At 71.5% G+C, this 7,882-nt stretch carries 6 protein-coding genes and 1 tRNA gene; 6 read left to right on the top strand and 1 reads right to left on the bottom strand.

The features are described from left to right. Positions 1-83 precede the first annotated feature (83 nt). Positions 84-2,699 carry an ATP-binding protein gene (locus tag IF17_RS0130755; protein WP_030572991.1) on the top strand — a complete coding sequence of 872 codons (2,616 nt, stop codon included), beginning with the start codon at positions 84-86 and terminating at the stop codon, positions 2,697-2,699. A gap of 50 nt (positions 2,700-2,749) precedes the next feature. Then, positions 2,750-2,823 (top strand) — tRNA-Pro (locus IF17_RS0130750). A gap of 56 nt (positions 2,824-2,879) precedes the next feature. On the opposite strand, the gene IF17_RS0130745 is transcribed toward IF17_RS0130750, so the two are convergent. Continuing rightward, positions 2,880-4,385 carry an aromatic amino acid ammonia-lyase gene (locus IF17_RS0130745; RefSeq protein WP_030572986.1) on the bottom strand — a complete coding sequence of 502 codons (1,506 nt, stop codon included), beginning with the start codon at positions 4,383-4,385 and terminating at the stop codon, positions 2,880-2,882. Between the two features lie 151 nt (positions 4,386-4,536). Between IF17_RS0130745 and IF17_RS0130740 the strand changes: the two genes are divergently transcribed. From IF17_RS0130740 to IF17_RS0130725, 4 genes are read left to right on the top strand one after another with little or no spacing between them, the layout of a single operon-like run. Further along, a complete protein-coding gene (locus tag IF17_RS0130740) occupies positions 4,537-5,580 on the top strand; it encodes an ABC transporter ATP-binding protein (protein ID WP_237667239.1) in 1,044 nt (347 codons plus the stop codon). Then, complete coding sequence (locus IF17_RS0130735; RefSeq protein WP_030572982.1) at positions 5,577-6,227, top strand: ABC transporter permease; 651 nt, start codon at positions 5,577-5,579, stop codon at positions 6,225-6,227. Before IF17_RS0130740 ends, IF17_RS0130735 begins: the two co-directional genes overlap by 4 nt. Positions 6,228-6,231: 4 nt before the next feature. After that, on the top strand, positions 6,232-6,903 hold the full coding sequence (locus IF17_RS0130730; RefSeq protein ID WP_030572979.1) for an ABC transporter permease: 672 nt from the start codon (positions 6,232-6,234) through the stop codon (positions 6,901-6,903). A gap of 11 nt (positions 6,904-6,914) precedes the next feature. Next, complete coding sequence (locus tag IF17_RS0130725; protein ID WP_030572975.1) at positions 6,915-7,847, top strand: ABC transporter substrate-binding protein; 933 nt, start codon at positions 6,915-6,917, stop codon at positions 7,845-7,847. The last annotated feature ends 35 nt before the right edge of the window (positions 7,848-7,882 follow it).

Here is a 7,882-nt window from a genome sequence, read left to right as displayed (position 1 = left end):
CATAGCCACCCGATACGACAAAACCCGCGAATCCTACGAAGCAGCACTCACCATCGCGTCACTCCTGATCTGGATATGACCCTTTGAAGACAGGCCCTAAGGCGGTGGACGATCTGTGCGGAGCGCAGGCCGTCGGCGGGCTCCTGGTCTTCAGCGGGGAGGCGGGGCTCGGGAAGACCGCCCTGCTCGCCGAGATCCGGGCGATGGCCGCCGACCGCTGCACGATCTGGTCCGCCCGGGGCGGCGAGACCGTCACCTCCGTACCGTTCCACGTCGTACGGCAGTTGCTGCAGCCCGCCCTCGACCAGTTCCCGCCCGACGAGAAGCGGGCCCTGTTCGACGACTGGTACGACACCACGGCGCCGGCGCTCGGACTCGCCGAGCCCAGCGGTCCGCAGCCCGACCCGCAAGGTGTCCGGGACGGCCTGGACTATGTCGTCTCCCGGCTCGCTTCGCGCCTCAGCCACCGGCCGTTACTGCTGCTGGTCGACGACGCCCACTGGGCGGACGGCGAATCCCTGACCTGGCTCTCCTCGTTCACCGCCCGCCTCGGCGAACTGCCGCTGCTCGTCGTCCAGGCGTACCGGCCGCAGGAGATGGCCGAGCGCAACGCGAGCTACGTCGCCGACCGCGAGGCCGAACGCGGCTCCGACGGCCAGAGCGCGGTCACCCGGGTCGCCCTGCGCGCGCTGACCCCGGACGCCACCGCCGAACTGGCCCGCGCGGCGCTCGGCGAACACGCCGACGACCCGTTCTGCCGTGAGGTCTGGGCCGTCACCGGCGGGAACCCGTACGAGGCCGTCGAGCTGGTCGCCAAGGTCCAGGACCAGGAGCTGGCCCCGGTCGAGGAGTCGGCCGGGCAGCTGCGGGAGCTCGGTGCCTCCGCCCGGGGCAGCGGGCTCGTCGCCCGTCTGGAGCGGCTCGGCACCAACGCCAACCGGTTCGCCTGGGCCGCCGCCGTGCTCGGCACCGACATCTCCCAGGAGCTGGCCGCCACCCTCGCCGGGATGAGTTCGGCGGAGGCCGCCGACTGCACGGCACGGCTGCGCGACGCCCGTATCGTCAGCGGTTTCGACCCGCTGGAGTTCGTGCACCCGCTGATCGCGACCGCCGTCTACCGCTCGATCCCGCCGGCCACCCGCACCGCGATGCACGGACGCGCCGCCTGGGCCATCACCCGAGCCGGGCTCGGTGCCGCCGCGGCCTCCCGGCACCTGCTGGAGGTCCACCCGGACGATGACCAGGAGCTTGTCGCCCAGCTCCGCGAAGCCGCGGGCCAGCACCTCGCGGTCGGCGCCCCGGAAGCGGCCAGGCGCTGTCTGGAACGTGCCCTGGAGGAGCCGCCCCGCCCGAAGGACCGCGCGGTCCTGCTGTACGAGCTCGGCTGCGCCACCCTGCTCAGCTCCCCGCCCACCACCGTGCAGCACTTGCGGGCGGCCCTCGACATGCCGGGCCTCGACGACGGCCTGCGGGTCGACGCGACGTTCCGGCTCGCGGCCGCGCTCGCCCACAACAACCAGTTGAAGGACGCGGCGCTCTCGCTGGCCGCCGAGGCGGCCCGTACGGCACCGGGCCCCGGCCTGATGCGGCTGCAGGCCGCGCACTTCATGTGGGAGGGCATGCAGGCCACCGAGGACGACGGCCCGGCCCGTTCCCGCCGTCTCACCCGCAACGCCGACCACCTCAAGGGCCGCGACAACTCCGAGCGGGCGCTGCTCACCCTGCGGGCCTTCGACGCCATGCTGCGCGGCGAGAACGCCCAGCTCATCGTGGACCTCTGCGAACGCGCCCTGATCGACGGCAGCCCCGCCCGCGGCCTTGGCTGGACCGACTCCGAGTGGGGCTTCGAACTGCCCACGATGGTCGGCATCACCTACACCTTCACCGACCAGCTGGACCGGGCCGAGAGCCTCTTCGGAGAAGCGGTGCGGGCCTTCGAGATCTCCGGCTGGAGCGGGGCCCACCTGGCGTTCGCGCACACCCTGCTCGGCATGGTCCACCGCCGTCGCGGCCGTCTCGCGGAGGCCGAGGGCTTCCTGCGCGAGGGACTCCGGCTCGCCGACCGTGTCGGCTCCGGCCTGCCCGTCCACTGGGACGCCGCGTGCCTGCTCATCGACACGCTGCTGGCCCGGGGACGTACCGCCGAGGCCCGCAAGATCGCCGACCGCTACCACTTCGGACCGCCCTACCCCAGCGCCATGGTGCTGCCGGACGGCCCGTGCATCCTGGGCCGCCTGCTGCTGGCCGAAGGCCGTAAGGAGGAAGCGATCGCCGAACTCGAAGCGGCGGGTGCCGCCCTGGAGCCGCGCGAACGGTTCAACGGCATCTGGGCACCCTGGGCCGGCGACCTCGCCCGCGCCCTGGCCGAGGACGACCCGGCCCGTGCGGCCCACCTCGCGGCCCGCGCCCGGGTGCACGCCGAACGGTTCGGCACGGACACCGCCATCGGCGAAGCCCTGCGCTGCGTCGCGATCTTCGCCCCGCCCGAGGAGGCGGAGCAGCTCCTCGCCGACGCCGTCCGTCACCTGGAGAGGTCCTCCTCCGCCTACGAGCACGCCCTCGCCCGCGTCGACTACGGCATCGCGATCGGCTCGCACCGCGAGCTGGCCCGGGCCCAGAAGCAGGCCATGGCCTGCGGAGCCGAGGGGCTGGCGGGCCGCGCGCAGAAGGCACGGACGTCGATCCGGTCCTCGGAGTGAGGTAATGTTTGTCCTGCGCGGCCGCCCCGGGAAACCGGGCGGAATCGCATCGGGACGTGGCGCAGCTTGGTAGCGCACTTGACTGGGGGTCAAGGGGTCGCAGGTTCAAATCCTGTCGTCCCGACTGGAGACAGTCGCAGGTCAGGGCCGGTTTCGGAGCAATCCGAAACCGGCCCTCGATCATTCCGGGGACCACAGCTCGGTGAACCGGTCGAGCAGTCCCGCCGCCGCCGTCACGTCGTCCGTCAGCGGCCGGTCGGCCAGCTCCGCGTCGAGGACCGAGTCCGCCAGCCGGAAGGCGCGGCCGACCGGCAGTCCGGGGTCGAGCCGCAGGTCGCGCTGGCGCAACGCCCTGACGGCGGCGACGAGTTCGCAGCCCACGACGAGCCGGTACGCCGCACACGCCCGAAGGGTCTGCCGCGCCCCCAGGGACGCGAAGCTGGCCTGTTCCTCCACGCCCCGGGAGAGCACCGCGTGGCCGAGGGAGGCGGGCGCGGAGAAGGCCCGCAGGTCGCCGAGGGCCGCCCCGGCCGCGTACTCCAGGATCATCACTCCCGACGACGCCGGCTCGCCGTCCGCGAGGAAGGGCCGCAGACGGGTGAAGCCCGGTTCGTTCAGCGTCGAGAGGCGGGAGGTCGACAGGCGGGCCACCTGCGTCACCGACAGCCTGAAGTGGTCAAGGGCCAGGGCGAGTTGGGCCAGGTAGAAGCCGCCGTGGTGGTAGGCCGCCATGTCGTCGGCCGAGATCAGCGGGTTCTCGGCGGCCGCGTTGATCTCGACCGCGAGGACCTCTTCGAGCGCGTTCGCCGCGTCGTGGGCGGGCCCGTGGATCTGCGGGACGCAGCGGAAGCCGTACGGGTCCTGGATCCGCCCGAGGGGTGGGGTGGGGCGGTCGGGGGCGCCGAGCAGCCGCCGCATCTGTTCCGCGACCGCCTTCGAGCCGGCGTGGGGCCGCGCCTCGTGCACGGGCAGCGCGTACGCCTCGTACGAACCGTCGATCGCCATCAGGGACAGCGCCGCCACCACCTGCGTGGCCGCGATCAGGCCGCGCAGTTCGTGCAGGGCGAGCGCGGACTGGCCGAGGGTCAGGGCGTTGCTGCTGATCAGGGCCAGGGCGTCGTTGTTGTCGAGCGGCTGCGGCTCGGGCGCGGTTCCCTTTCCCTGCCAGGGGTGTTCCCCCGCCAGCGCGAGGCCCATCTGCGCGAGCGCGGCGATGTCGCCGGTGCCGACCGAGCCGAACTCGTTGACCTGAGGGTAGGCGCCCGTCTCCAGGGCTTCGCAGAGGGCGGTGACGACGGTCGGGCGCAGTCCGGCACCCCCGGCGAGGAGTTGGTTGGCGCGGACGGCCAGCATGGCGCGGACCTCGCGCGCGGGAAGCTCCTCGCCGATGGCTCCGGCGTGGCTGCGCAGCAGCCGCAGCCCGTGATCGGCGGCCGCCTCGGTGGGTACGGACTCATTCCGGTTGGCGCCCACGCCGGTGGAGCGGCCGTAGACGCGGCCCCATGAAGCGATTTCCCGCGCGGCGTTCCAGGAGTCCTCCACGCGCTTCATGCCCTCGGTCGCCGGAACGGGCCGGGCGAGGGATTCGGCCATGCGTACGACATCTGGGACCATGAGTCGGCGGCCGTCGAGGACGATGACCGCGCCGTGGTCATGGGCCACTCCGTCCGCAATATGAGACGACATAGGTGGCAATTCATCCTCCATCGGGCGCTCCGTCTTGCCTTGCGGCCCTTTGTTGCCAGGGATTTACGCCTGCGCGGCGACAGCCTCTTGACAATCCATTCAGGCACCGAGAACTCTGCATGATGATATGCAGCCGGGCAAGGGACTCCTCATGATCCAGTTCGATACGGTCCACAAGCGCTTCCCGAACGGCACAACCGCGGTGCACGACCTCACCCTTGAGATGCCGGAAGGGGGCGTGACCGTCCTCGTCGGATCTTCCGGTTGCGGTAAGACGACGACGCTCCGCATGATCAACCGGATGGTCGATCCGACCTCGGGGACGATCAGGGTGGGCGGCAAGGACGTCCTGGAGCAGGACGCCGCCGAACTGCGCCGCTCCATCGGCTACGTCATCCAGCAGTCCGGGCTCTTCCCGCACCGCACCGTCGTGGACAACATCGCGACCGTACCGCTGCTGCTCGGCTGGGGCCGCAGGAAGGCCCGGGCACGGGCGGCGGAGCTCCTGGAGACGGTCGGCCTCTCCGCCGACACCGGCAAGCGCTACCCGCACCAGCTCTCCGGCGGCCAGCAGCAGCGCGTCGGCGTGGCCCGCGCACTGGCCGCCGACCCGCCGGTCCTCCTCATGGACGAGCCGTTCGGCGCCGTCGACCCCGTGGTCCGCACCCAGCTCCAGGACGAACTGCTGCGACTCCAGAGAGAGCTGAACAAGACCATCGTCTTCGTCACCCACGACATCGACGAGGCCGTACGGCTCGGTGACCGCATAGCCGTTTTCCGGACCGGCGGTCATCTCGTCCAGTGCGCCGCGCCCGCCGAACTCCTGGCCCGCCCCGCCGACACGTTCGTGGCCGACTTCCTGGGCGCGGAGCGCGGTCTGAAGCTGCTGTCCCTGACGACGCTCGCCGGGGTCGCCAAGGGGCCGGCCCCCAAGGGCGCCCGCTGGCAGCTGACCCTCGACCCCGCCCGTAAACCGCTGGTCTGGCGCGACGGGGAGAGCGGCACGGAGATACCGGTCCGGCCGCTGCGGGACACCGACTCGCTCCTCTCGGCGCTCAACGAGTCCATCGCCGCGCCGAGCGGCCTGGTCGCCCGGGTAGACGCGGACGGCGTCCTCACCGGCGTCACCTCCCGCGAGGACATCCACGACCGCGCCGGACACGTGCACAGCGAGGCAAGCACGGTGGCCGCGTGAGCGTCGACTGGTCGTGGATAGCCGACCACACCGACGACCTCACCGCCCTGACCCTCTCCCACCTGCAGGCCGCCCTCACCGCCGTACTCCTCGGCCTGCTCGTCTCGCTCCCCCTCGCCGTCGTGGCCCACCGGGTACGCAGGCTGCGCGGACTGCTCCTCGGGCTGTCGAACGTCCTGTTCACCATCCCGTCCATCGCCGTCTTCGTGCTCCTCCTGCCGGTCAGCGGACTCACCCGCACCACCACCGTCATCGGTCTGACGATCTACACGCTCGTCGTGCTCCTGCGGAACACCGTCGAGGGCCTCGACTCCGTCCCCGCGAAGACGAAGGAAGCCGCGAAGGCCATGGGCACCCGGCCGCTGCGCACCCTGCTCACCGTCGAACTGCCCCTCGCCCTCCCCGTCATCATGGCGGGCGTGCGGATCGCGACGGTCATGGCGATCTCCCTGGTCTCCGTGGCCACGTACATCGGCGACGGCGGACTCGGGCAGCTGTTCACCGACGGGTTCCAGCGCAACTTCCCCACGCCCGTCATCGTCGGCGTCGTCCTGACCCTGCTCCTCGCACTCGTCGCGGACGCCCTGCTCGTCACCCTCCAGTACGTCCTGACGCCGTGGACCCGCCGGCAGAAGCAGGGGGCCTGACCTCATGTACGAACTCCTCAAGGGCCTCGGCGCCTGGCTCACCGGCAGCGAACAGTGGGCGGGTTCCGACGGCATCGGGCACCGCCTCGCCGAGCACCTCCAGTACTCGCTGCTCGCCACCCTCATCGCCGCCGCCATCGCCCTGCCCGTCGGCCTGCTGATCGGGCACACCGGGCGCGGCGCGTTCATCGCCATCAACCTGTCGAGCTTCGGGCGGGCCCTGCCCACGGTCGGGCTCGTCGTGCTGGTCTTCCTCGTCAGCGGCCTGTCCATGTGGCCCGTCTACATCGCCCTGGTAGCCCTCGCCGTGCCCTCCATCGTCACCAACACGTACGCCGGGATGACGGCGGTCGACCCCGAGGTACGGGACGCGGCGCGCGGCCAGGGCATGCGCCCGCACCAGGTGCTCCTCCAGGTCGAGCTGCCCCTCGCCCTGCCGCTGATCATGACCGGGCTGCGGCTCGCGCTCATCCAGGTCGTCGCGACCGCCACGATCGCCGCGTACGTCTCCTTCGGCGGACTCGGCCGGTACGTCTTCGACGGGCTCGCCCAGCGCGACCTCGTGCAGGTGCTCGGCGGCGCCGTGCTCGTGGCCGTCGTCGCCGTCGTCCTCGATCTCGCGCTCTCCGCCCTCCAGCGCGTCCTTTTCCGCCACCGCCCCTCCACGACGGCCTAGGAGTACGCCCCATGAACCGCAGAACTCTCCTCGGCGGACTCTTCGCCGCCGCCACCGTCCCCGCCCTCGCCTCGTGCAGCAGCGGCATCACCTCCCTCGACGGAGAGGGATCCGGCGGCGGGGGCGGCGGCTCCAGTGAGGGCGGCGTCACCATCGGCACCGCCAACTTCACCGAGAACCAGGTCCTCGGGTACCTCTACGCGGCCGCCCTCGAAGCGGCCGGGGTGACGACCAAGGTCCGCCCCAACCTGGGCACCCGCGAGATCCTCATCCCCGCGCTCAAGGGCGGAGACATCGACCTGCTGCCCGAGTACCAGGGCGCGCTGCTGCACTACCTCGACGCGAAGGCCGAGGCCACGGAGGAGGGCACCATGCAGAACGCCCTCGCCATCGCGCTGCCACGCGGCCTCCAGATCCTCCCGTACGGCGAAGCCGAGAACGCCGACGCCTTCGCCGTCACCCAGGAGACCGCCGAGAAGTACGGCCTGAAGTCCCTGGCCGACCTCGCGAAGCACAACGGCAAGCTCATCATCGGCGCGGCCCCCGAGGTCAAGAAGCGCACGGTGGGCTCGGTGGGCCTCAAGGACGTGTACGGGGTGGAGTTCAAGGAGTTCAAGTCCCTCGACTCCTCAGGACCGCTGGTCAAGGGCGCTCTCAAGAAGGGGGACGTGGACGTGGCCAACCTCTTCACCACCGACACCGACATCACCGCCGAGGGCTGGGTCGTGCTCACCGACCCCAAGAACCTCATCCCCGGCCAGCACGTCGTCCCGCTCATCGCCGACCGCAAGGCCGACTCGACGGTCCGCAAGGCGCTCGCCCGCCTCGGCAGCGTGCTGACCACCGAGGACCTCACCGAGCTCAACCGTCTGGTGGACAAGGACAGGAAGGACCCCGAGGACGTCGCGTACGACTGGGCGGCGGAGCACGGGATCAAGAAGTAGCCCGGAGGCCTGAGGGGCCGGTCACCCTTGCCGAC

Origin of the sequence: Streptomyces cyaneofuscatus (assembly GCF_000718135.1) — a bacterium.
Classification (GTDB): Bacteria; Actinomycetota; Actinomycetes; order Streptomycetales; family Streptomycetaceae; genus Streptomyces; species Streptomyces cyaneofuscatus.
This window is presented reverse-complemented; position numbering and strand designations above follow the sequence as displayed.